Raw genomic sequence first — 20,359 nt, forward strand, 5'->3', positions numbered from 1 at the left:
AGCCGCTATTCTACCGCTCAGAATCCTCCAGAAGAAATGGATTTGCCTATGATTCGTCCATATATTTGGGCTAAACTGCTCACGCTCTTGTGAAATTTTTATTAACGTACCGTTATCTATCCTCGATTCAGGGAAAGTGTCATGAAAACGTTAGGCGAATTTATTGTTGAGAAGCAGCAAGATTTTCCACATGCAACTGGTGAACTGACAGCGTTACTTTCAGCAATTAAACTCGGCGCTAAAATCATTCACCGTGATATCAACAAAGCGGGTCTGGTCGACATTCTGGGTACCAGTGGTGCAGAGAATGTGCAGGGTGAAGTGCAGATGAAGCTTGATCTGTACGCAAATGAAAAATTAAAAGCCGCGATGAAGGCGCGTGGTGAGATTGCCGGTATCGCGTCAGAAGAAGAAGATGAGATTGTCATTTTCGAAGGTGAACGCGCTGAAAATGCAAAATACGTCATTTTGATGGATCCGCTGGATGGTTCTTCAAACATCGATGTTAACGTTTCTGTCGGGACAATTTTCTCGATTTACCGCCGTACGACTCCGCTGGGTCAGCCGGTGACGGAAGCTGACTTCCTGCAACCGGGAAACCGCCAGGTCGCCGCAGGTTATGTGGTATATGGTTCTTCCACCATGTTGGTTTACACCACCGGCGCAGGCGTTCATGCCTTTACCTACGATCCTTCACTTGGTGTTTTCTGCCTCTCTCACGAAAAAGTCTGTTTCCCTAAAAAGGGCAACATGTACTCGATCAACGAAGGCAACTACATTAAATTCCCGCTTGGCGTTAAAAAATACATCAAGTATTGCCAGGAACAGGATGAAGCGACGCAACGCCCTTACACCTCACGCTACATCGGCTCGCTGGTGGCAGATTTCCACCGCAACCTGCTGAAAGGTGGCATTTATATTTATCCAAGCACCGCCAGCCATCCGAACGGAAAACTGCGTCTGCTGTATGAATGCAACCCGATGGCTTTCCTGGCCGAGCAGGCTGGCGGTAAAGCCAGTGACGGTAAAAACCGTATCCTGGATATCATCCCGCAGAAACTGCATGAACGTGCACCATTCTTTGTGGGCAACAGTTCAATGGTGGAAGACGCGGAGCGCTTCATTGCCCAGTTCCCTGATGAATAACTGAAATACGCATCAAAAAATCATCAAAGAATGAATGTGATACCTGTGTAGCTTTGCATTGACCCAAACATAAAAAGGTGGCTTAAAAGCCACCTTTTTTATTGTTTACCGCTCAGGATTTTTTCAGAAATGATCGGCTCGATTGAGTTTAAACACCGCCATGCTTTTTGCCAGTAACTGCGCCTGCTCTTCCAGTGAACGTGTGGCCGCTGTCGCCTGTTCCACCAGTGCGGCATTTTGCTGCGCTACCTGATCCATCTGCGTAATCGCCACGTTCACCTGTTCGATGCCGTGCGTTTGTTCTGTCGTCGCGATGGAAATCTCACGCATCAGGCTGGTCACTCGTGTCACTTCGCTGGAGATTTCCAGCATAGTGTTTGCGGCAGATCTCACCATATCCGAACCTTCAGAAACCCGGCTTTCAGAATCCACAATCAGCTCTTTAATCTCTTTAGCCGATTGCGCACTGCGTTGCGCCAGGCTTCGTACTTCACCCGCCACCACCGCAAAACCACGACCCTGCTCGCCGGCACGTGCGGCTTCGACTGCCGCATTCAGCGCCAGAATATTGGTCTGGAAGGCAATGCCGTCGATGACCGTAATAATGTCGCCGATACGTTTTGAGCTATCGGTGATGCCCTGCATTTTATCCATTACCTGATGGACGACTTCGCTGCCTTTGTTGGCAATGACTGACACGCTTTGCGCCAGTTGATTGGCCTGGTCAGAGTTCGCGGCATTCATGCGCACGGTTGAGGTCAGTTGCTCCATGCTCGCGGCAGTTTCTTCCAGCGATGCAGCGGATTCTTCGGTGCGCTGCGCCAGATGGACGTTACCGGCAGCCAGTTCGCGGGAACCGACATCGATCTGATTCCCGGCATCGCGTACGCGTCCGACAGAAAGCGCCAGCGAATCCTGCATTTGCTTCATCGCTTTCAGCAAACGCCCCATTTCGTTATTACGGGAATCATCAATTTCATGGGTCAGATCGCCTTGGGCGATATATTCCAGTTGCGCAATGGAGAACGTCAGCGGATGCATGATGATCTTCTGCAAGGCGAACCATGCCAGCACCGCGATAATCAGCGCAATGATGAAGCTGGTGGCAATCACTGTCAGTTGGATACGTGCATTGGCGCGGGCCTGTTCAATGCGGTTGTTGGTATTATCTACGGCATAGGCACGGAAATCCGCCAGCGCTTTATCATAAGCATTGCTGTAAGGCGTGATTTTGTTTTCCAGCACATCGTAATAACCGTCTGCACTTTGCGCCTGAATTGCTGCCAGCAGCGGCACTAAGCCGTTAGCTTTATAGGCATCGTAGGTTTTCTTCACGGCGTCGGATAAATCTCTGCCCTGCTGAGTGTCATCCTGGATGCTGATAAATTTCGCCAGATCGGTATCGGCTTGTTTGATATAACCGCTAATGCGGTCCGCTGTATTTTTCGCATCATCCATCATGCCAATTTCCAGCTGACGTACCGCCACGCCGCTGGCGACACGCGTACGCAACGAAAAACTGTAGCTGTCGGCCAGTGAACCGAGTTCATCGCCCTGAAGCTGGTTAATTTTTTGCAGTGATGTCGCACTTTGCCGGATGGCATTCGCCCCCAGTACGCTCACCAGCAAGAGAATTAACGTCATAAATCCCAGCAGGCCAATCAGACCGGCTTTTACGCTCAACTTATTCAACATACGGTGTTATCCAGCCATTCAGGTGAAAAGGAGATACTTCAGATGGGTAGGGATCAGGTTAATCCTGATTTTTTGTTTGAATATTGTTATCGGCAATCGCTCGAATATCTTGATAAGAAAAGCAAAAACAGGCAGTTACGCGGAAAAGTATCGGATCAGTAAATTTTACTGCCAATACGGAAGATTTAGCCGAGGTTCAACAGCAGGTCATGCCGGAAAATGCGCGCAGACGATTCGACGAAAAGGGCGGGAAATCGCGGGAGAGTTGGCTATAATGTGCGGCACTCTATTCCTGGTTCAATGAAGGAAACCAACAATGAGCTTACTGAATGTCCCGGCGGGCAAAGAACTGCCAGAAGATATCTACGTAGTGATCGAAATTCCTGCAAACGCAGATCCAATCAAGTACGAAGTGGATAAAGATACCGGCGCGCTGTTTGTAGACCGTTTCATGTCTACTGCGATGTTCTATCCGTGCAACTACGGTTACATCAACCACACGCTGTCTCTGGATGGCGACCCGGTTGACGTTCTGGTTCCAACTCCGTACCCGCTGCAACCAGGTTCTGTGATCCGCTGCCGCCCTGTCGGTATGCTGAAAATGACCGACGAAGCCGGTGAAGATGCGAAACTGGTTGCCGTTCCGCACACCAAACTGAGCAAAGAATACGATCACATCAAAGATGTGAACGATCTGCCAGAACTGCTGCGCGGCCAGATCACCCACTTCTTCGAGCAATACAAAGCGCTGGAAAAAGGCAAATGGGTAAAAGTTGACGGTTGGGCTGATGCTGCTGCTGCAAAAGCTGAAATCGTGACCTCTTTCGAACGTGCTAAAAACAAATAAGTTTTCTGCCGTTTGAACAAAAAAACACCGCCAGATGGCGGTGTTTTTTTATGTATTAAGCGTTGTCAGACAACGATTATTTTCCGACGACCTTGCTCAGATTACTCACTTACTGCTTCGTTACGCTTAACCCAGTCACCACCCTCAATTCTCGGCACACCATCCAGTGAACGAATGTAGAGGTAAATCCAGGCGCTGCCATAAGGTGTCGAAATCAGCTCACGACGATAATCTTTCGTATTACTTTTCAGCTCATCTAACTCAGCCATGATGGACGAGTTAATGCGGTAAACTTCGCAATAGACTTTGCCTTCCCCTGGTATAACAGCAGGATAGTGACCCAGATTATACAGGGCGTAACCTTCCAGCTCATGATCACCCAACCATTGAGCATTCGTCATCCAATGACTGTTGCCTTGCTTGCGTCGTAAGCTACCGTAAACAATTATTCGCATGTTTATATTCGTATAGTAAAAGTCACATGAATTAAAACTCAAACTGATAGAGCAAATCCAATGCCTGATCGATGCCCGATACAGCCTGCAGGTAAAGCTTGGGCATCAACCGGTAGCGCAGAGTGAGCGTTGCCAGCGAGTCGAATATCCCGACGCCATATTTCACCTGTAAACCCGGTAAAACATAACCACTGACCACGACCTGGGAGCTGTCTCCCACGCCCTGAGTATCCAGCGCCAGATTGCTGACACCGAATGCCTCGCCGATTTTACCCACAAGTTTACCACTTTGTGCAACCCCTAACCCGATAAGAGCGGAAGTCATTGCGCCGCTGTCACCGCCGGAGTTGTCTAATCCTTGCCCGCGAAGCAGGTAGGACAAGGCTTCCTGCTGTGACATCGCCGGATCTGAGAATATCTCAAGTTTAGGCGCATCGGCCTCACCGGTAACTCTCAAACCAGCAACCACATCGTTTTCTGTCGCGTCCGGGTTACGGATCGCTTCCAGATTCAGAAGCGGCTGATCCGCCGGGCCGGAGAACAGCAACTGGCCTTTACGTACAATCAGATCCTGCCCGTAAGCATGGAAGCGCCCGGACGGAATATTAATTTGCCCGTTCAGCCCCAGGCCGCGGCTGTCCTGTGCCACTTTCAGCGCACCTTCCAGCCGGGCTTTCAGACCGAAGGCATCGAGACGAACATCTTTACCAATGTTCACCATCAGATTGCTGTTGATCGGAATAGAGGCAGAAGCCGGTGCGATAGGCTGACGCTGGTCGTTGAGCATTACTTCATCCGACGACACGCCCACTGCACTTTCCGGCAATTCCTGCACCGTAATGCGCGCCCACGGAATATCAACGGTTCCGTTAAGCGAGAACAACTGCGGCGTGGCATCAAACACTAAATCCGGTGAAACGTCCAGACGTACCATCGGTGGCACGGAAACCCGCACTTTGTTGCCTCTCGCCGCGATGCGGGCGCGCCAGGCATTAATTTCACTCCAGTCGGCGTTACCGTTCAGCTCAATCTGACCCTGCGCGGTTTTGATCACCCCTTCCATGATGGATGACATGCCGTTGAAATTAATGCCGATATTGGCATCGGTGATATCAAACGGCATAAATTGCGCGTCGAAATCAACACCGGTCAGCGCCAGCCTGCCAAACACCAGCGGTTTCTGTGCGTTACCGCCGAGGCGCAGATTGGCATTCAAAATACCCGAGGCTTTTTCGCCGTCCATCAGCGCGGGTTGAAGCAAGGCCATCGAGATACGGGCAATATTCACATTACCGCTGAGGTTACGTTTTCCCTGCGGATCGGCAATCTGGATGCTGCCGTCAAGCTGACCGTTGTGGGTGATTTTAATCAGCCAGTCGAGACTGGCACGACCGTTGTTCAGCCCGGCGTTCAGATTCAGCGTATCAAACGCCACCGGCAGCGGGCTGCCCTGCACCAGTTGCTGAACTTTCACGCCTTTACCCACCAGTGAAACACTGGCCTGCGGCAGTCCGCCTTCCGCTTTCCAGCTCACATCGGCTTTCCCACTGAACACGCCGCTCAGCTGTGTGTCATCGGTCAGGAAAGGTTTGATCATCGCCAGGTCAAAGCGGTTGAGCACCACGCTCGCCTGCCCGCTGGCACCGGCATCAATCGTTTTCGGTACGCACAAATCAGCATTCGGGTTTTGCCAGCAATGCGGACCAACGGTGATCCGTTGCTCTTTATTAAAGTAATCCAGTGCAATCGAACGGTTCAGTCGCCATTGCCCGACTGGCGTATCAAACAAGGTATTGGTGATGTTGCCTTTCCATTCCTCGGTGGCACGGTCAAAACTGCCGCTCAGCGCCAGACGGCCGGAAACCGGTTTGCCATCGACTTTCAACGTCAGTTCATGCTTTTTCTCGTTACCTTTGGCCTCGAGATTAATGTCAGTGATATCCAGCGCATCCTGTTTAAGCTGCTGAACGCGTACACTAAAATTGCCCTGGATCTGATCGGTAGAGCTGACGTCGCCTTTAATATCCACGCGGCGCACCGTCAGCGCCTGCCATTTAAGGCCCGTCGCTGTTATATCCGCCAGCAGCTTCGGTGCCTTGAGATCACCGCGCAGTTGCAGCATTCCTTTCACTACACCGCCCAGACCCGGCAATGCACCGTCAAGATGTGGGGCATCGACTTTAGCGTCGAGATTCCAGGTATCAGCGAGCGTCCCCTTCACATCCAGATTATTGCGCCCCAGTTCAAGATGCAGTTGCGGGATATCCCACTGGCCATAACTGTTGCCGCGCACATTACCCTGCGCTTTGACCGCGTTTTGCTTCACGTTACCGGTCAGATCCAGCACCGGCACCTGAATCTGCCATGTGCCGCCATACAGGCTGCCGCGCGTGGTGATCTTGCCCTGCAATTTCGCCGGCCAGTCAGGATACTGTTTAGCGGTATTAATGCCGGTCAGCTTCAGTTCACTGTTCCAGCTGATGGCTTTACTCCAGTCCACCACGCCGGTCAGGTCGGTATTGCCTTCCAGCGCGGCAAGGCGCAGCAGGCTCAGTTTGAACTGCTCCACGTTGCCTTTACCGTCGAGGGTCAGCGTCGCAGGCGGTATCTGCTCGCCTTTGAAATCTGAACGCAGTGACAGCGCGTAATCGGTCGCTTTACCACTCACGTTAAATTTGAAGCCTTTCACCTGATACTGCGGCGTGCCGGTCAGCGGCCATTGCAGCGCATCGCTGGTAAGTTGCAGATCCAACGGCAAACCGGCTTCCGCCAGCTGAGTTTGCAAGGCCAGCTGAGCACGCACCGGGCCGGAAAGATTGAGGCCAACATCCAGCTTATCGCGCAGCCCGCCCGCGACTTTCAGTTTGATCTTCTCCCCTTTCAGCGGATCGATATTCACGGCGGTATTGAGGGTCATATCGACCGGCCAGTTCTGGTTGAGCGTCGCCTGCCCCATACCATCCACGGAACCCTGTGGCGAGCGCACCATCAGTTTATCCAGTTTTACAATCTGATTTTGCGTACTGGCTTTCAGCTCGAAACGGGTGATCAACACATCGGTATCGCCGGTGAGACGCAGGTTTTCGGCGAGAATTTGCTGAATATCCAGATCAACCGGCAGACGGAAATCCGGTAACTCAGGCAGCAGCGGTTTAGCAAACAACTCCTGCAATGTTTCACCCAGCGGCTTCTCCGGCACGACCACCGGCGGTTGTGCCGGTTTGCCCGTCGCTTTTTCGACGGCTTTGTCCTGCGCGGCCTGCACCACGTCCGGTAACGGGCTGACTGGCGTTTTCGGCAGCGCAATCAGTAATCCGCCGATACGCGTTGGCATCAGCTGAATTGCGCGGCCTTCCCAGTGCGCCCCGGTGCGGAATGACGCCAGCGAAATAGCCCGGTCATCCAGCGTAATATTGATGTTATCCAGCGTCAGCAAACGCAGCGTGATCGGATACGGCGTGCTGAGATTGGTTAGCGGCTCGCTGTTTTCCGGCTCAGGTTGCGCGGCGGCTGGCGTCATTTCTTTGGTATTGACCACCACATTAACGTCTTTCACCCGCAACGCATTGACGCACAGCGCGCTGTTTTTCAGGCAGGAGAAATCGAGGGAAAGGTGAAACTCCCCGGCTTTAACGTCCACACCCGGCATTTCGTAATGCACGCCTTTCAGTGTCAGGTCGCGCCATCCACCTTCGGTACTGGCTATGTTCAGGCCCGGTACGAACCGGTTGGCACCGTTGATCATCAGGTGCAAACCGGTTTGTGTGCCGACCAGAAAGGCCACCAGGCTGATTAACAGCACCAGGAAAATCAGGAATCCCAGGCAGATCTTTTTAAATAAACTCATAATTCCGGACCCAAACCGATGTAAAACTGCAATCCATGCTCATCTTTGTCACCCACCGGAGCGGCAACATCTAATTTCACCGGGCCGATCGGCGAAGCCCAGCGCACACCCACACCCGCGCCGGTTTTAAAATCGTTTTGTGTAATGTCATTAACCGCTTCACCGGAATCGACAAACACGGCGCCCCACCATTTTCCGGTCACGTTGTACTGGTATTCCACCGAACCGGTGCCCAGATAGGACGCACCGGTCAGTTTGCCTTCGTCATCACGTGGAGAAATGGATTTGTATTTGTAACCACGGATACTGCGGTCACCACCGGCGAAGAAGCGCAAGGATGGTGGCACACGTTCGAAGTCATTGGTTTCAATCCACCCCAGATTGCCGCGGAACACAAAACGGTGCTTGTCAGCCAGGGTGCGGATCCAGACGTTTTGCGCCTGAATCACGGCGAAATCGACGTCAGAACCCCAGCTAGTATCGGACACATCAAGAGAGTAGCGCTGAGAATCGCCCCAGGTTGGCATCAGACCGCCGCGCTGACGCGTACGGTTGAGGCTCACACCCGGATAAATCAGCATGGTGGTGTTGGTCACGCTACCCTGCGTAAAGTGATCGAGGCTCCAGCGCAGATTGACCGCATGCTGCCAGCCGCTGGAGAGATCCCAATAACGCGCCAGATTGACGGTGGTGGAATCTGAATTGGTATCGTTCAGGTCTTCACGTTTGAAACCGCCCTGCACCAGGTAATATTGCTCCAGCGGGGATTTCAGCAGCGGAATTTTATAACTGAGATCTAAAGACTGCTCCGGGCCGGAGAGCGTGGTTGAGGTTTCAAAACTCTGACCACGATCGTTAACCCATGGTTTCTTCCAGTTGGCCGTCACCCGCGGGCCAATGTCCGTGGAATAACCGATACCGGTTTCGATGGTATTCTCGGTGCGCGGCGACACCACGGCATTCAGCGGCAGGGTTTTCGTGGCTTTGGCATCCGTGAAATCCGGTGACACGACAACAGAGTTAAACCAGCCGGTAGCAGACAGGCGGCGGTTAAGCTCAGCCAGTTGCGCCGTGGTGTAGTAATCACCCTGATGAAATGGCACCAGATTTTGCAGATATTCATCACGGATCTGCGATCCCTGATAATGCACGTCACCGAAGCGGTAACGCTCGCCGCTGTCAAACTGAATGTCCCAGAACGCTTTGTGCTCGTCTTCGATGACGCCCAGTTGGCTTTTACGCATCGTGGCGTCAAAATAACCTTTGCGCAGGGCAATGCCGGTCAGTGAGCTTTTGAAATTGTCGTACGTCCCGTGGTTTAAAATCGTCCCTACCGCAGGCACATCACGCTGTTTGAGCTGTTCGAATTCATTATCTTTGTCTGCCTGCCCTTCAATCACGACACTCGTGCCAGCGATTTTCACCGGTATCCCTGGTGTCACTTTGGCAATCAACACCGGACGCCCGGGCGGCGGTGTTTCGCGGTAATCAAAATCGATGGTCGGCGAATAATACCCCAGCGGCCGTAAACCCTGTTCAATGGCAGCACTGACGCGGGCACGGAACCGTCCGTTAGCCCCGACTTCATCGCTTTGAATGGCTGATAAACGAACGCGGACGTTCCTTTCTAAATCGCCATCCAGGCCTTCCAGTTGCAAACGCACCTTCGCTGCCATGGAAAGTGAGGGGGCCAGCAGTACAAATAACAAACCCAGTTCACGATATCGTGGCACACGCACTCCTGCTAAATTTTACTGTCCTGTTAAAATATCAGATGCCCGCCGGAGATTATCTGCCCATCTTTGGCAGATTCATCTTTTTAAAGTCTGATGAAAGCATTTTAGTGCTAATCCCCTGAAAATGTTCAACGACGAAGCAACGTCCTTCGTATTGTGTGCAAAGACGCAATCAGATACAACTAACACTGACCTGTTGGTCGTTGTTATTCGTACAAACCTTTTGTGACAAACCTCGTTCACTAAAGCAACAACTGGAGTTTTCTGTGGTGCAACTTTCCGATAAAACGCAGTCTGTCACGCAGGCAGAAGCGTTACCTGGCCGTACAACCCCGATGCCGGTGGCAACCCTTCATGCAGTAAGTGGCCACTCAATGACGCATGTTCCTGACAACATGGAAGTCGCGATTTTTGCGATGGGCTGCTTCTGGGGCGTAGAGCGTTTGTTCTGGCAACAGGAAGGGGTTTACAGTACGGCAGCCGGTTATAGCGGCGGTTTCACTCCCAACCCGACCTACCGCGAAGTGTGTACCGGCCAGACCGGTCATGCGGAAGTCGTGCGCGTAGTCTTTGACCCGGCGATTATCAGCTACACAAAACTGTTGCAGATTTTCTGGGAAAATCACGACCCGGCGCAGGGTATGCGTCAGGGTGGCGATATTGGCACGCAATATCGCTCCGCGCTGTATGTGCTGAGCGCAGAACAACAGGATCAGGCGCTGGCAAGTCTGGCGAGTTTCCAGCAGGCGATGGACGAAGCCAACGATAAGCGCACTATTACCACGGAAATCACCGAAGCCCTGCCGTTCTATTATGCGGAAGATGAACATCAGCAATATCTGTTCAAAAACCCGGAAGGTTACTGCGGATTAGGCGGCATAGGCGTCTGTCTGCCGCCGCAATAATGCGGGATTTTTAAGCGCTGGCGGCAGTCTCAGTGCTGCTGCTATACTATGCGGGTCACAAAAGTGGCCCTTGAAAACTATTTCTGGCAATTATCTTTGTTTTTCATCCTTAACGCTTTTTTCTTCTGAACAGCTTTTTAATGTTTTTTTAAAAAGGGTGTTCTTTAAGCAACAAAAATAATGAGTGCCTTTCTCTGCCGGTTAATTCCGGTGTTAAACGGATAGATTATGTTAAACAGTATTTTACTGATTCTCTTATTAATCGCGATCAGTGCCTTTTTCTCGCTGTCAGAGATATCGCTGGCCGCTTCCCGCAAAATAAAACTCAAACAGTTGGCAGACGAAGGAAACGTCAATGCCTCCCGTGTCATGAAGTTACAGGAAACCCCTGGCCTGTTCTTTACCGTGGTGCAGATTGGCCTCAATGCCGTCGCCATCCTCGGTGGTATCGTGGGTGATGCCGCATTTTCCCCGGCTTTCCGGACCTTTTTTATCCGCTTTATGTCGCCTGAAATGGCGGATCAAATCAGCTTTATCTTTTCGTTCGTGCTGGTCACCAGCCTGTTCATTCTGTTTGCTGACCTGACACCGAAGCGCATCGGTATGATTTCACCTGAGTCGGTTGCCGTCCGTATAGTCAACCCGATGCGTTTCTGTCTGATGATTTGCCGCCCGATGGTGTGGTTCTTCAACGGTATGGCGAACATGATTTTCCGTCTGTTCAAGCTGCCCATGGTGCGTAACGACGACATCACTTCCGACGATATTTATGCCGTCTTTGAAGCCGGTGCGCTGGCGGGCGTACTGCGTAAGCAGGAACATGAACTGATTGAGAATGTGTTCGAGCTGGAATCCCGTACCGTTCCGTCGTCAATGACCTCGCGTGAAAGCGTGATTTATTTTGACCTGCGTGAAAGCGAAGAAAGTATTAAAGAGAAAATCGCCACTCACCCGCATTCCAAATTTCTGGTGTGTGACGGTCATATCGATCAGGTCGTCGGTTATGTTGATTCGAAAGATTTACTGAACCGTGTGCTGGGTAATCAGAGCTTAATGTTGAGCAGCGGTGTGCAAATCCGCAATGCGCTGATTGTGCCGGATACGCTGACGCTTTCCGAAGCACTGGAAAGCTTCAAAGCGGCAGGCGAAGACTTTGCCGTGATCCTCAACGAATATGCGCTGGTGGTGGGTATTATCACGCTTAACGACGTGATGACCACGCTGATGGGGGATCTGGTGGGTCAGGGTATGGAAGAACAGATTGTGGCCCGTGATGAGCATTCATGGCTGGTTGAAGGCGGTACGCCAATCGAAGACGTGATGCGCGTGCTGCATATCGAAGAATTCCCGCAATCCGGTAACTATGAAACCATCGGCGGCTTCATGATGTTCATGCTGCGCAAGATCCCTAAGCGTACGGATTTTGTGAAATTCTCCGGCTTCAAATTTGAAGTGGTCGATATCGACAGCTATAAGATTGATCAGTTGCTGGTGACGCGTATTGTCGACCAGCCTGCTGCACCGCTGCTGCCAAAAACGCCGCAGGAAATTAAAGACGACAAGAAAGCGCAGGGGTAAGGCGCTTTTTCAAGCGTGGAAAATTCAAACGCCAGAAACACTAACGGCTCCTTCAGGGAGCCGTTTCTTTTTGCGCACGCTGCTATAAAGCAGTGACAACACGCAGGGCACACTTAGCCCATTTCTGCCTGCAAATGCGTAACCTGACGGTTAACTTCAGACATCACGCTAAAGTGGCGCTTATCGCGTACCTTTGGCAACAAGATCTTGCCTTGGTCGAATTCAAAAGCGCCGACGTCCTTGATATACAAACGTCCACGAAACAGTGTCTTAACGTACTTTGCGACTTTCATCGGATTGTAACGCTGGAATATTCTCATTTTTCTATTGTTCTCCGTTAAATCACTGCAGGTACCGGCCACGTCGCAAGGCGACAGATACCGGGACAGAAAAGTGTTTTGCAGTGAAGAGACCTATAACATAGCAGGGCACTCAGGTATTGCCAGTGGATTTAACTGCTTTTACATTGATTTTCAGTATTGTCTTAAACCCTGACATTCAAACACAGTATAACCCTGCTTTATGTGGCAATTTTGTAATCAGCAACACAAATTTAACATACCAACAGGACAGACCACTTAGGGCGTCCTATGATTGGCGTGACTGTTCTTTTGCGCCCCGGAGAATCTATGCTTTTAAGAAGTCTTTTTGTGATCACTTTTATGACATTTTCGCTTTTTGCATCTGCCCACAACTTTACCGTCGGCCAGCGTCTGGCACCGGTCGGGGTGGATGATAAAGGCGAACTGAATGACGTTAAGGATGCATTCAGTTACAGCAAATGGAACAGCGCAAAACTTCCTGGAAAAGTGCGTATTGTGCAGCACATGGCGGGAAGAAGCAGCGCCAAGGCCCTGAACGAACCGCTAATTACCGCGATCAGGGCCGCGAATTTGCCCCATGACCGTTATCAGACCACGACTATCGTCAATACCGACGACGCTATTATCGGTACCGGCATGTTCGTGCGTAAAAGCATAGAAAGTGGCAAACGTGAATTCCCGTGGTCGCAGGTAATTGTCGACAGCAACGGTGCGGTGAAAAAGGCATGGGACCTGCAACCGGAAAGTTCAGCAGTGGTGGTTCTGGATAAAAACGGGGTAATTAAATTCGCCAAAGACGGGCAGTTGTCACCGCAGGAAGTCCAGCAGGTGATTACGCTGGTGGATCAGCTGGTAAAAGAATAAAACGTAAAAACCCCGGCGTAAACCGGGGTGTCATATCAGAATAAAGACACTCTGAAGCCCGGATTCAGGAACGATTCGCGTGGCACGTAGTTCAGCGTCTGCCCTTTCCAGTCATGTACCTGCGCACCGGCAGCCAGCGCGACAGCATGACCGGCACCGGTATCCCAGATATTGGTCGGTCCGAAGCGCGGATAAAGTTGTGCCGCACCTTCCGCCACCAGACAGAATTTCAGCGACGAACCGATCGCTACCGTCTGATGTTCGCCCAGTTGCGCCAGGTAATCCTGCAATTCAGGGTCATTACTGAAGTGTGAACGACTGACGACCACCAGCGGCGGATGCGCTTCTTTCACTGCAATCTGCTGACGTTCACCCTGCTCTTCTTTCCAGGCTTTGCCTTCTGCGGCGCTGTACATCACCTTGGTCACCGGCACGTACACCACACCTAACACCGGGATACCGTCTTCGATCAGCGCAATATTTACCGTGAATTCACCATTACGCTTGAGGAATTCTTTGGTGCCATCCAGCGGATCAACCAGCCAGTAGCGCGTCCAGTTCTGACGCTCGCTCCAGCTTTGCGGGTCTTCTTCCGACAGCATCGGCGTTTGCGGATCCAGCGTTTGCAGGCCGGCTTTAATCACGTTGTGCGCTGCAATATCTGCTGCGGTGACCGGCGAATCGTCTTTTTTATGGCGCGCATCAAGCGGTTGTTCACCGTCATACACCGCCATGATTGCGTCACCCGCATCGCGCGCTAACTGACAAATTTGCTCTAACATCGTTTACCTCAGTGCTTTGATTCTCATTTCTCAAGCCTAGTTTTTTTTGCCGCGAATAGCCATCCCGTAATGTGAACACGTCATAAAGCTGTTACATCTCACATTTATCCATGACAACTGATTACATTCTCAGCAAATTTTGAGATACATATCCGGTTTTCTCTTACGGGCATCATCCCTTTCTCTGGAGGCAAGGCAATGAATAAACGTCATCTGACGTTATCCCTGCTGGCAATACTGACGGCAGCATCCGTTCAGGCGTCACAGGTGGATCTGCGCATTATGGAAACCACGGACCTGCACAGCAACATGATGGACTTCGATTACTACAAAGATAAACCGACCGATAAATTTGGACTGGTACGCACCGCGAGCCTGATCCATGCGGCACGGAACGAAGTCACCAACTCAGTATTAGTCGATAACGGCGACATCATACAGGGCAGCCCGCTGGGCGATTACATGGCGGCGAAAGGCCTGAAACAGGGCGACGTCCATCCTGTTTATCTGGCGATGAATACACTCGATTACGCGGTCGGTAATCTCGGCAATCACGAATTTAACTACGGTCTGGATTATCTGAAAAAAGCACTGGCCGGGGCGAAGTTTCCTTACGTAAATGCCAACGTCATTGATGATAAAACCGGTAAGCCGCTGTTCACGCCATTCCTGATCACCGATAACGCGGTAAAAGACCGGGAAGGTAAAACCCATAATCTGCGCATCGGCTATATCGGTTTCGTGCCGCCGCAAATCATGGTCTGGGACAAAGCTAATCTGCAGGGCAAAGTCACTGTGGCGGATATCACCGAAACCGCTAAAAAGTGGATCCCCGAAATGCGTAAGCAAGGTGCCGACATCATTGTCGCCATCCCGCACTCTGGTCTTTCCGGCGACCCATACAAAACCATGGCAGAAAACTCGGTGTATTACCTGAGCCAGGTGAAAGGCATCGACGCCATTATGTTCGGCCATGCGCACGCGGTTTTCCCGAGTGAGGAATTCGCCAGCATCAAAGGTGCGGACATCAGACAAGGCACGCTGAATGGTGTTCCTGCCGTGATGCCGGGCATGTGGGGCGACCATCTTGGTGTCGTGGATATGGTGCTGAACAACGACAGTGGCAGCTGGAAAGTCGAAACGGCTAAAGCTGAAGCGCGCCCGATTTACGATAAAGAGCAGAAGAAATCTCTGGCGGCGGAAGATCAGAGTCTGGTGAAAGTGCTCGCCCCTTCTCATGACGCAACACGTAAATTTGTCAGTAAGCCAATCGGCAAATCCACCGACAACATGTACAGCTATCTGGCACTGGTTCAGGACGACCCGACGGTACAAATCGTCAATAATGCGCAGAAAGCCTATACCGAACATTTCATTCAGGGCGACCCGGATTTAGCCGATCTGCCGGTACTTTCTGCTGCTGCACCCTTTAAAGTCGGCGGACGTAAAAACGATCCGGCCAGTTTCGTGGAAGTGGAAAAAGGCGAGCTGACTTTCCGCAATGCGGCAGATTTGTATCTGTATCCGAATACACTGGTGGTGATGAAAGTCACCGGACAGGAAGTCAAAGACTGGCTGGAATGTTCTGCCGGACAGTTTAATCAGATCGATATTCACAGCACCAAACCACAACCGCTGATCAACTGGGATGGCTTCCGTACTTATAATTTTGACGTTATCGACGGCGTGAAATATGAAGTTGATGTCAGCCAGCCGGCAAAATTCGATGGTGAATGCGCACTGATTAATAAAGATGCAGAACGCATTAAAAACCTGACCTACAACGGTAAGCCGATAGACCTGAAAGCCACCTTCCTGGTCGCCACGAATAATTACCGGGCTTACGGCGGAAAATTCGCAGGTACCGGCGATAAACACATCGCTTTCGCGTCACCGGATGAAAACCGTTCCGTGGTTGCGGCGTACATCAGTGCCGAAACCAAAAAAGCAGGCGCGGTCACACCAACGGCGGACAACAACTGGAAGCTGGCGAAAATTGCGGCACCGCAACCGCTGGATATCCGTTTCGAAACGTCTCCTGGCGACAAAGCGGCGGCCTTTATTCAGTCTCACGCGCAATACCCGATGACGGCCAAAGGCACCGATGCCATAGGTTTTGAGATTTATCAGGTCGATTTGCAAAAATAATGCCCTGTCAAACGCCCCGCCTGGGGCGTTTTTTCTTTCTGTACTTCCTTTGAGCTATAGCCGCGTCTTAAACATGTATTTATAATACATGTTATAAATTCTTTCATTTAACGAGGCTTCATCATGGACTATCGCGACCAACCCCTTGGCGCTCTGGCTGTTGCCATTCCGCGCGCTACCCGTCTGTTCCGTCAGTACGATCTCGATTTCTGCTGTGGCGGTAAACAAACCCTGCTGCGCGCCGTCACCAAAAAAGAGCTGGATATTGATCTCATCGAACAGCAGATTGCTGAAATTGCCCGGCTGCCGGATACCTCCACTGACTGGAAAACCGCACCGCTGGCGCAAATTATCGATTTTATTATTCCTCGCTACCATGACCGCCACCGTCAGGAGCTGCCTGAACTGGTTCTGATGGCAGAGAAAGTGGAACGGGTACACGGTGACAAATTGCCTTGTCCCCATGGTCTGGCGGTTCAGCTGCAACTGATTCTGGAAGAACTGACCAGCCACATGATGAAAGAAGAACAGATCCTGTTCCCGATGATCCGCGGCGGAATGGGCCGTCAGGCTGCCGGTCCGATTTCAGTCATGGAACGTGAGCACGATGATGCGGGGCAGATTCTTGAAGAGATTAAACGTCTGACCAATAACGTGACGCCGCCGGAAGGGGCGTGTGTGACCTGGCGGGCGCTGTACGCCGGGATCAACGAATTCATCACCGACCTGATGGAGCATATCCATCTGGAAAACAACTTGTTGTTCCCGCGCGCGCTGCGTGGCGAATAATTCAGGTTTCAGAGGTAAAAAAGGGCGCATATGCGCCCTTTCTTGTTTCTGCTATCCGGAAGGAATTACAGAATTTCCAACAGCTCAACTTCGAAGATCAGCGCGCTGTATGGAGGGATGGAAGCCCCCGCGCCACGTTCGCCGTAAGCCAGGTTATGCGGGATATACAGTTCCCACTTAGAGCCGACAGGCATCAGGGTCAGTGCTTCGATCCAGCCCGCGATCACGCCATTGACCGGGAATTCAGCCGGCTCGCCACGCTGTACGGAGCTGTCAAACACGGTACCGTCGATCAGTTTACCGGTGTAATGAACACGTACGCGATCCTGACGGCCCGGAATGGTGCCTTCGCCCTGGGTGATGACAGAGAATTGCAGACCAGACTCGGTGCTGCTCACGCCTTCGCGCTGTGCATTTGCAGCCAGGAATTCCTGACCCTGAACAGCCAGAGCTTCCTGGCGTTCACGACGAACAGCATCAGCACGTTCGTGGACTTCACGCAGTGCGCGGTGAACCACATCAACAGGAACGGCTGGCGTATTCCCTTCCAGCGCGTCGCGTAAGCCTGCCAGCAGTGCGTCAGGCTCTAAACCCTGCAAACCTGATTCCTGCAACTGTTGACCGACCTGCAGGCCGATACCGTAACTTGCCTGCGCTTCTACGCTGTCAAATGAAGGGGTAGTCATGAAATTTCCTTAGCTCTTAAAAATGTCGAACGCGCAGCATAGCAGCGCAAGGCTTTTGGGTAAAATTCTCTGTGAGGCAACATGACGGCAGGCGCAGTTCCTTTCCCTTTTCGGTAAATTTTTCGCATTTGACGCCATTCACGACATCGTTCGGGTGATATTTGTGCTTTGTCCCTTTCCGCATCAAGCAGTTAAACGGCTATACTAGGCAGCAACAGGCAGTCGACATTACGACAGTTAACAAGAGAGGTCGTCATGGGCAGAATCCCGCCCAGGAGAAGGAAAGCCATCCGTATTTATCAACCCATGTTGAGATCCTGGATTGCCATTATGAAAAGGCCGATGCGAGACACCACAGCACCGCAGAGTGAAAGCGAGAGTGAAATCACTTCTGCAGAAACGGAAACCGGTACTTCCGCCGCCGCCCGGGGCAAAACGCTGCTGAGCAAAATCTGGCACATGAGCGACGATTTCCACTGGTTGTCGCCCCTGCCGTATGCGCACCGCCGCGGCATTATTCTGGCTGTGCTGGTCATCCTGCTGGCATTACTGTGGCCCTATACGCCAGAAAACACCTATGCGCCGTCGCAACCGCAACAACCGGCAAGTATCCCGATGCAGGCCGATTTGCGTAACGATCAGGGCCGCACGACGCAAATGGCGCAGCCTGAGCCTGTTCAGCCGCAGAGTAATGACAACAGCGGCACGTGGCGCAGTTATCAGGTGCAGTCGGGTCAGACGCTGGCGCAGTTGTTCCGCGATAATAATATGGCAGTAAATGACGTATTTTCGATGGCACGGGTAGAAGGGGGGGACAAACCGCTGAGTACCCTGAAAACCGGGCAGGAAGTGAAGATACAGCGTGATGCACAGGGGGTGGTCATGGCCCTGCAAGTGACAACGGATCAAAATGTTACAGTGACGTTTACCCGTCAGCCGGACGGCAGTTTCCAGCGCGGTAACTGATCGGTTTCTTATCTTTGCATTGTTCATCATGCAGAAAAGCAAAACGCCGGCACATGGCCGGCGTTTCACAGGTTAACTTCAGCGCTATTACGCTTCAGCAACCACAACTACGTTCAGTTTAGCGAATACGTCGCTGTGTACCTGGAACTCAACTTCGTGTTCACCAGTGGTACGCAGAACGCCATTCGGCAAACGAACTTCGCTTTTAGCAACTTCAACGCCAGCAGCAGTTACTGCATCAGCAATATCGCGAGTACCGATAGAGCCGAACAGTTTGCCTTCGTCGCCTGATTTAGACGCGATGGTTACTGAACCCAGTTCGTTGATTTTAGTTGCGCGAGCTTCAGCAGCGTTCAGAACGTCAGCCAGTTTGGCTTCCAGTTCTGCACGACGTGCTTCGAAGAACTCAACGTTTTTCTTGGTAGCAGGAACAGCTTTGCCCTGTGGTACCAGGAAGTTACGAGCGTAGCCCGCTTTAACGTTAACTTGATCACCCAGGCTGCCCAGGTTTGCTACTTTATCAAGCAGAATAACTTGCATTACTTTATCCTCTCAAAGTCGTTAATAGACAGTGGCCGATTACTGATGACGATCAGTGTATGGCAACAATGAAAGGTAGCGAGCGCGCTTGATGCAACGAGCGAGCTGACGCTGGTATTTTGCACGAGTACCGGTAATACGGCTCGGGACAATTTTACCGCTTTCGGTAATGTAGTTTTTCAGTGTAGCGATGTCTTTGTAATCAATCTCTACAACGCCTTCCGCGGTGAAACGGCAGAACTTGCGACGACGGAAATAACGTGCCATTAGGCTAGTCTCCAGAATCTATCAAATCAATCTGCTCGGCATGTAACACCACTTTATTCAGACCATTGCGCCCTTGATGGCAGCTAATGAATCCGGTCACAGTGAGTTGCGTGCCGACCGTTATACTGTGAGTTAATGCTTGTGACGCTTGTCCACTGACAACCACGGGCATTCTGCACCATGCTTGTCGGTTAAATCCGGCTTCCTGCTGCGACGATTTGTGCTCTAGCACAAACTGGCAGTGTGGAATGCCCGAAGGACTGACTTTACGAATGGGGGTCTTGCACACAGTGCCCGACAACACCAGACGATTCGCCGTCACGGCAATTACTCTTCAGAATCCCCAGCTTCAGCATCATCGTTAGCTTCAGCAAAGTCTTCGCGGCGATCACGACGCTCATCTTTTGCTTTAACCATTGGAGATGCTTCAGTTACCGCGTGTTTAGTACGCATAACCATGCTACGGATAACGGCGTCGTTGAAGCGGAAGTTAGTTTCCAGCTCATCGATCGCTTCCTGCGGAGCTTCAACGTTCAGCAGAACGTAGTGGGCTTTGTGCAGTTTGTTGATCGGGTAAGCCAGTTGACGGCGGCCCCAGTCTTCCAGACGGTGAATCTGACCAGCTGCGTTAGTGATTACTGCACTGTAACGCTCGATCATGCCCGGAACCTGTTCGCTTTGGTCAGGGTGAACCATAAAAACGATTTCGTAATGACGCATCGAATTGCTCCTTACGGATTATTCAGCCTCCTGTCAGGGTCAACCGCGGCCCATGGAAGCAAGGA

The 20,359-nt window shown here is 51.6% G+C and carries 19 protein-coding genes; 8 read left to right on the top strand and 11 right to left on the bottom strand.

The window, feature by feature from the left end; all coding sequences use genetic code 11:
• Positions 1 to 141: 141 nt before the first annotated feature.
• Entirely contained in the window at positions 142 to 1,146 is a 1,005-nt protein-coding gene (gene fbp / locus EX31_RS08670; protein WP_013573794.1) for a class 1 fructose-bisphosphatase, read from the top strand.
• Between the two features lie 123 nt (positions 1,147 to 1,269).
• On the opposite strand, the gene EX31_RS08675 is transcribed toward fbp, so the two are convergent.
• Entirely contained in the window at positions 1,270 to 2,841 is a 1,572-nt protein-coding gene (locus EX31_RS08675; protein ID WP_037034248.1) for a methyl-accepting chemotaxis protein, read from the bottom strand.
• Between the two features lie 316 nt (positions 2,842 to 3,157).
• Between EX31_RS08675 and ppa the strand changes: the two genes are divergently transcribed.
• A complete protein-coding gene (ppa, locus tag EX31_RS08680; RefSeq protein ID WP_013573791.1) occupies positions 3,158 to 3,688 on the top strand; it encodes an inorganic diphosphatase in 531 nt (176 codons plus the stop codon).
• Positions 3,689 to 3,789: 101 nt separating this feature from the next.
• Here the strand turns inward: ppa and EX31_RS08685 are convergent, their stop codons facing one another.
• Genes EX31_RS08685 through EX31_RS08695 form a run of 3 tightly spaced genes read right to left on the bottom strand, consistent with a single transcriptional unit; the run spans position 3,790 to position 9,666 of the window.
• The gene (locus tag EX31_RS08685; RefSeq protein ID WP_013573790.1) at positions 3,790 to 4,143 is read right to left on the bottom strand and encodes a gamma-glutamylcyclotransferase family protein; all 354 of its coding nucleotides are present in this window, start codon (positions 4,141 to 4,143) and stop codon (positions 3,790 to 3,792) included.
• Positions 4,144 to 4,174: 31 nt separating this feature from the next.
• Positions 4,175 to 7,990, bottom strand: coding sequence for an autotransporter assembly complex protein TamB (locus EX31_RS08690; protein ID WP_037034249.1), 3,816 nt, complete (start codon positions 7,988 to 7,990; stop codon positions 4,175 to 4,177).
• The gene (locus EX31_RS08695) at positions 7,987 to 9,666 is read right to left on the bottom strand and encodes an autotransporter assembly complex protein TamA (RefSeq protein WP_222940672.1); all 1,680 of its coding nucleotides are present in this window, start codon (positions 9,664 to 9,666) and stop codon (positions 7,987 to 7,989) included. Before EX31_RS08695 ends, EX31_RS08690 begins: the two co-directional genes overlap by 4 nt.
• Before the next feature lie 329 nt (positions 9,667 to 9,995).
• On the opposite strand from EX31_RS08695, the gene msrA reads away from it, so the two are divergent.
• Together msrA and EX31_RS08705 are read left to right on the top strand one after the other, a co-directional pair.
• Positions 9,996 to 10,631, top strand: a complete 636-nt coding sequence (gene msrA, locus EX31_RS08700) for a peptide-methionine (S)-S-oxide reductase MsrA (protein WP_014411565.1) — start codon at positions 9,996 to 9,998, stop codon at positions 10,629 to 10,631.
• Positions 10,632 to 10,859: 228 nt separating this feature from the next.
• Positions 10,860 to 12,209, top strand: a complete 1,350-nt coding sequence (locus EX31_RS08705) for a polyamine export protein PaeA (protein ID WP_013573786.1) — start codon at positions 10,860 to 10,862, stop codon at positions 12,207 to 12,209.
• Between the two features lie 113 nt (positions 12,210 to 12,322).
• On the opposite strand, the gene EX31_RS08710 is transcribed toward EX31_RS08705, so the two are convergent.
• On the bottom strand, positions 12,323 to 12,529 hold the full coding sequence (locus EX31_RS08710) for a DUF1107 domain-containing protein (protein WP_013573785.1): 207 nt from the start codon (positions 12,527 to 12,529) through the stop codon (positions 12,323 to 12,325).
• A 309-nt stretch (positions 12,530 to 12,838) separates the two neighbouring features.
• Between EX31_RS08710 and EX31_RS08715 the strand changes: the two genes are divergently transcribed.
• Positions 12,839 to 13,396, top strand: a complete 558-nt coding sequence (locus tag EX31_RS08715; RefSeq protein ID WP_037034250.1) for a YtfJ family protein — start codon at positions 12,839 to 12,841, stop codon at positions 13,394 to 13,396.
• Positions 13,397 to 13,431: 35 nt separating this feature from the next.
• Here the strand turns inward: EX31_RS08715 and cysQ are convergent, their stop codons facing one another.
• Positions 13,432 to 14,178, bottom strand: a complete 747-nt coding sequence (gene cysQ / locus EX31_RS08720) for a 3'(2'),5'-bisphosphate nucleotidase CysQ (RefSeq protein ID WP_013573783.1) — start codon at positions 14,176 to 14,178, stop codon at positions 13,432 to 13,434.
• Positions 14,179 to 14,376: 198 nt separating this feature from the next.
• Between cysQ and EX31_RS08725 the strand changes: the two genes are divergently transcribed.
• Together EX31_RS08725 and ytfE are read left to right on the top strand one after the other, a co-directional pair.
• Positions 14,377 to 16,326: a bifunctional 2',3'-cyclic-nucleotide 2'-phosphodiesterase/3'-nucleotidase gene (locus tag EX31_RS08725; RefSeq protein ID WP_037034253.1), complete on the top strand. Its 1,950-nt coding sequence runs from the start codon at positions 14,377 to 14,379 to the stop codon at positions 16,324 to 16,326.
• A 123-nt stretch (positions 16,327 to 16,449) separates the two neighbouring features.
• On the top strand, positions 16,450 to 17,115 hold the full coding sequence (gene ytfE, locus EX31_RS08730) for an iron-sulfur cluster repair protein YtfE (RefSeq protein ID WP_013573781.1): 666 nt from the start codon (positions 16,450 to 16,452) through the stop codon (positions 17,113 to 17,115).
• Positions 17,116 to 17,180: 65 nt separating this feature from the next.
• Here the strand turns inward: ytfE and fklB are convergent, their stop codons facing one another.
• A complete protein-coding gene (gene fklB / locus EX31_RS08735) occupies positions 17,181 to 17,801 on the bottom strand; it encodes an FKBP-type peptidyl-prolyl cis-trans isomerase (RefSeq protein ID WP_037034256.1) in 621 nt (206 codons plus the stop codon).
• Positions 17,802 to 18,056: 255 nt separating this feature from the next.
• Between fklB and EX31_RS08740 the strand changes: the two genes are divergently transcribed.
• Positions 18,057 to 18,767, top strand: a complete 711-nt coding sequence (locus EX31_RS08740) for a LysM-like peptidoglycan-binding domain-containing protein (RefSeq protein ID WP_037034259.1) — start codon at positions 18,057 to 18,059, stop codon at positions 18,765 to 18,767.
• Between the two features lie 87 nt (positions 18,768 to 18,854).
• Here the strand turns inward: EX31_RS08740 and rplI are convergent, their stop codons facing one another.
• From rplI to rpsF, 4 genes are read right to left on the bottom strand one after another with little or no spacing between them, the layout of a single operon-like run.
• Complete coding sequence (rplI, locus tag EX31_RS08745; RefSeq protein WP_013573778.1) at positions 18,855 to 19,307, bottom strand: 50S ribosomal protein L9; 453 nt, start codon at positions 19,305 to 19,307, stop codon at positions 18,855 to 18,857.
• Positions 19,308 to 19,346: 39 nt separating this feature from the next.
• Positions 19,347 to 19,574, bottom strand: coding sequence for a 30S ribosomal protein S18 (gene rpsR / locus EX31_RS08750; protein WP_002210155.1), 228 nt, complete (start codon positions 19,572 to 19,574; stop codon positions 19,347 to 19,349).
• A 4-nt stretch (positions 19,575 to 19,578) separates the two neighbouring features.
• Positions 19,579 to 19,896, bottom strand: coding sequence for a primosomal replication protein N (gene priB / locus EX31_RS25265; protein WP_013573777.1), 318 nt, complete (start codon positions 19,894 to 19,896; stop codon positions 19,579 to 19,581).
• Between the two features lie 5 nt (positions 19,897 to 19,901).
• Positions 19,902 to 20,294: a 30S ribosomal protein S6 gene (gene rpsF, locus EX31_RS08755; RefSeq protein WP_013573776.1), complete on the bottom strand. Its 393-nt coding sequence runs from the start codon at positions 20,292 to 20,294 to the stop codon at positions 19,902 to 19,904.
• Between the last annotated feature and the right edge of the window lie 65 nt (positions 20,295 to 20,359).

The sequence above is a fragment of the Rahnella sp. WP5 genome (genome assembly GCF_000745615.1).
In the GTDB taxonomy this organism is placed as follows: domain Bacteria; phylum Pseudomonadota; class Gammaproteobacteria; order Enterobacterales; family Enterobacteriaceae; genus Rahnella; species Rahnella aceris.

Coding starts and splice junctions, on each gene's coding strand:
- rplI (WP_013573778.1), bottom strand. CDS start 19,307: ATGCAAGTTATTCTGCTTGATAAAGTAGCAAACCTGGGCAGCCTGGGT.
- EX31_RS08725 (WP_037034253.1), top strand. CDS start 14,377: ATGAATAAACGTCATCTGACGTTATCCCTGCTGGCAATACTGACGGCA.
- EX31_RS08675 (WP_037034248.1), bottom strand. CDS start 2,841: ATGTTGAATAAGTTGAGCGTAAAAGCCGGTCTGATTGGCCTGCTGGGA.
- ppa (WP_013573791.1), top strand. CDS start 3,158: ATGAGCTTACTGAATGTCCCGGCGGGCAAAGAACTGCCAGAAGATATC.
- rpsR (WP_002210155.1), bottom strand. CDS start 19,574: ATGGCACGTTATTTCCGTCGTCGCAAGTTCTGCCGTTTCACCGCGGAA.
- EX31_RS08740 (WP_037034259.1), top strand. CDS start 18,057: ATGGGCAGAATCCCGCCCAGGAGAAGGAAAGCCATCCGTATTTATCAA.
- ytfE (WP_013573781.1), top strand. CDS start 16,450: ATGGACTATCGCGACCAACCCCTTGGCGCTCTGGCTGTTGCCATTCCG.
- rpsF (WP_013573776.1), bottom strand. CDS start 20,294: ATGCGTCATTACGAAATCGTTTTTATGGTTCACCCTGACCAAAGCGAA.
- EX31_RS08685 (WP_013573790.1), bottom strand. CDS start 4,143: ATGCGAATAATTGTTTACGGTAGCTTACGACGCAAGCAAGGCAACAGT.
- EX31_RS08695 (WP_222940672.1), bottom strand. CDS start 9,666: ATGGCAGCGAAGGTGCGTTTGCAACTGGAAGGCCTGGATGGCGATTTA.
- EX31_RS08710 (WP_013573785.1), bottom strand. CDS start 12,529: ATGAGAATATTCCAGCGTTACAATCCGATGAAAGTCGCAAAGTACGTT.
- EX31_RS08690 (WP_037034249.1), bottom strand. CDS start 7,990: ATGAGTTTATTTAAAAAGATCTGCCTGGGATTCCTGATTTTCCTGGTG.
- EX31_RS08705 (WP_013573786.1), top strand. CDS start 10,860: ATGTTAAACAGTATTTTACTGATTCTCTTATTAATCGCGATCAGTGCC.
- fklB (WP_037034256.1), bottom strand. CDS start 17,801: ATGACTACCCCTTCATTTGACAGCGTAGAAGCGCAGGCAAGTTACGGT.
- EX31_RS08715 (WP_037034250.1), top strand. CDS start 12,839: ATGCTTTTAAGAAGTCTTTTTGTGATCACTTTTATGACATTTTCGCTT.
- cysQ (WP_013573783.1), bottom strand. CDS start 14,178: ATGTTAGAGCAAATTTGTCAGTTAGCGCGCGATGCGGGTGACGCAATC.
- fbp (WP_013573794.1), top strand. CDS start 142: ATGAAAACGTTAGGCGAATTTATTGTTGAGAAGCAGCAAGATTTTCCA.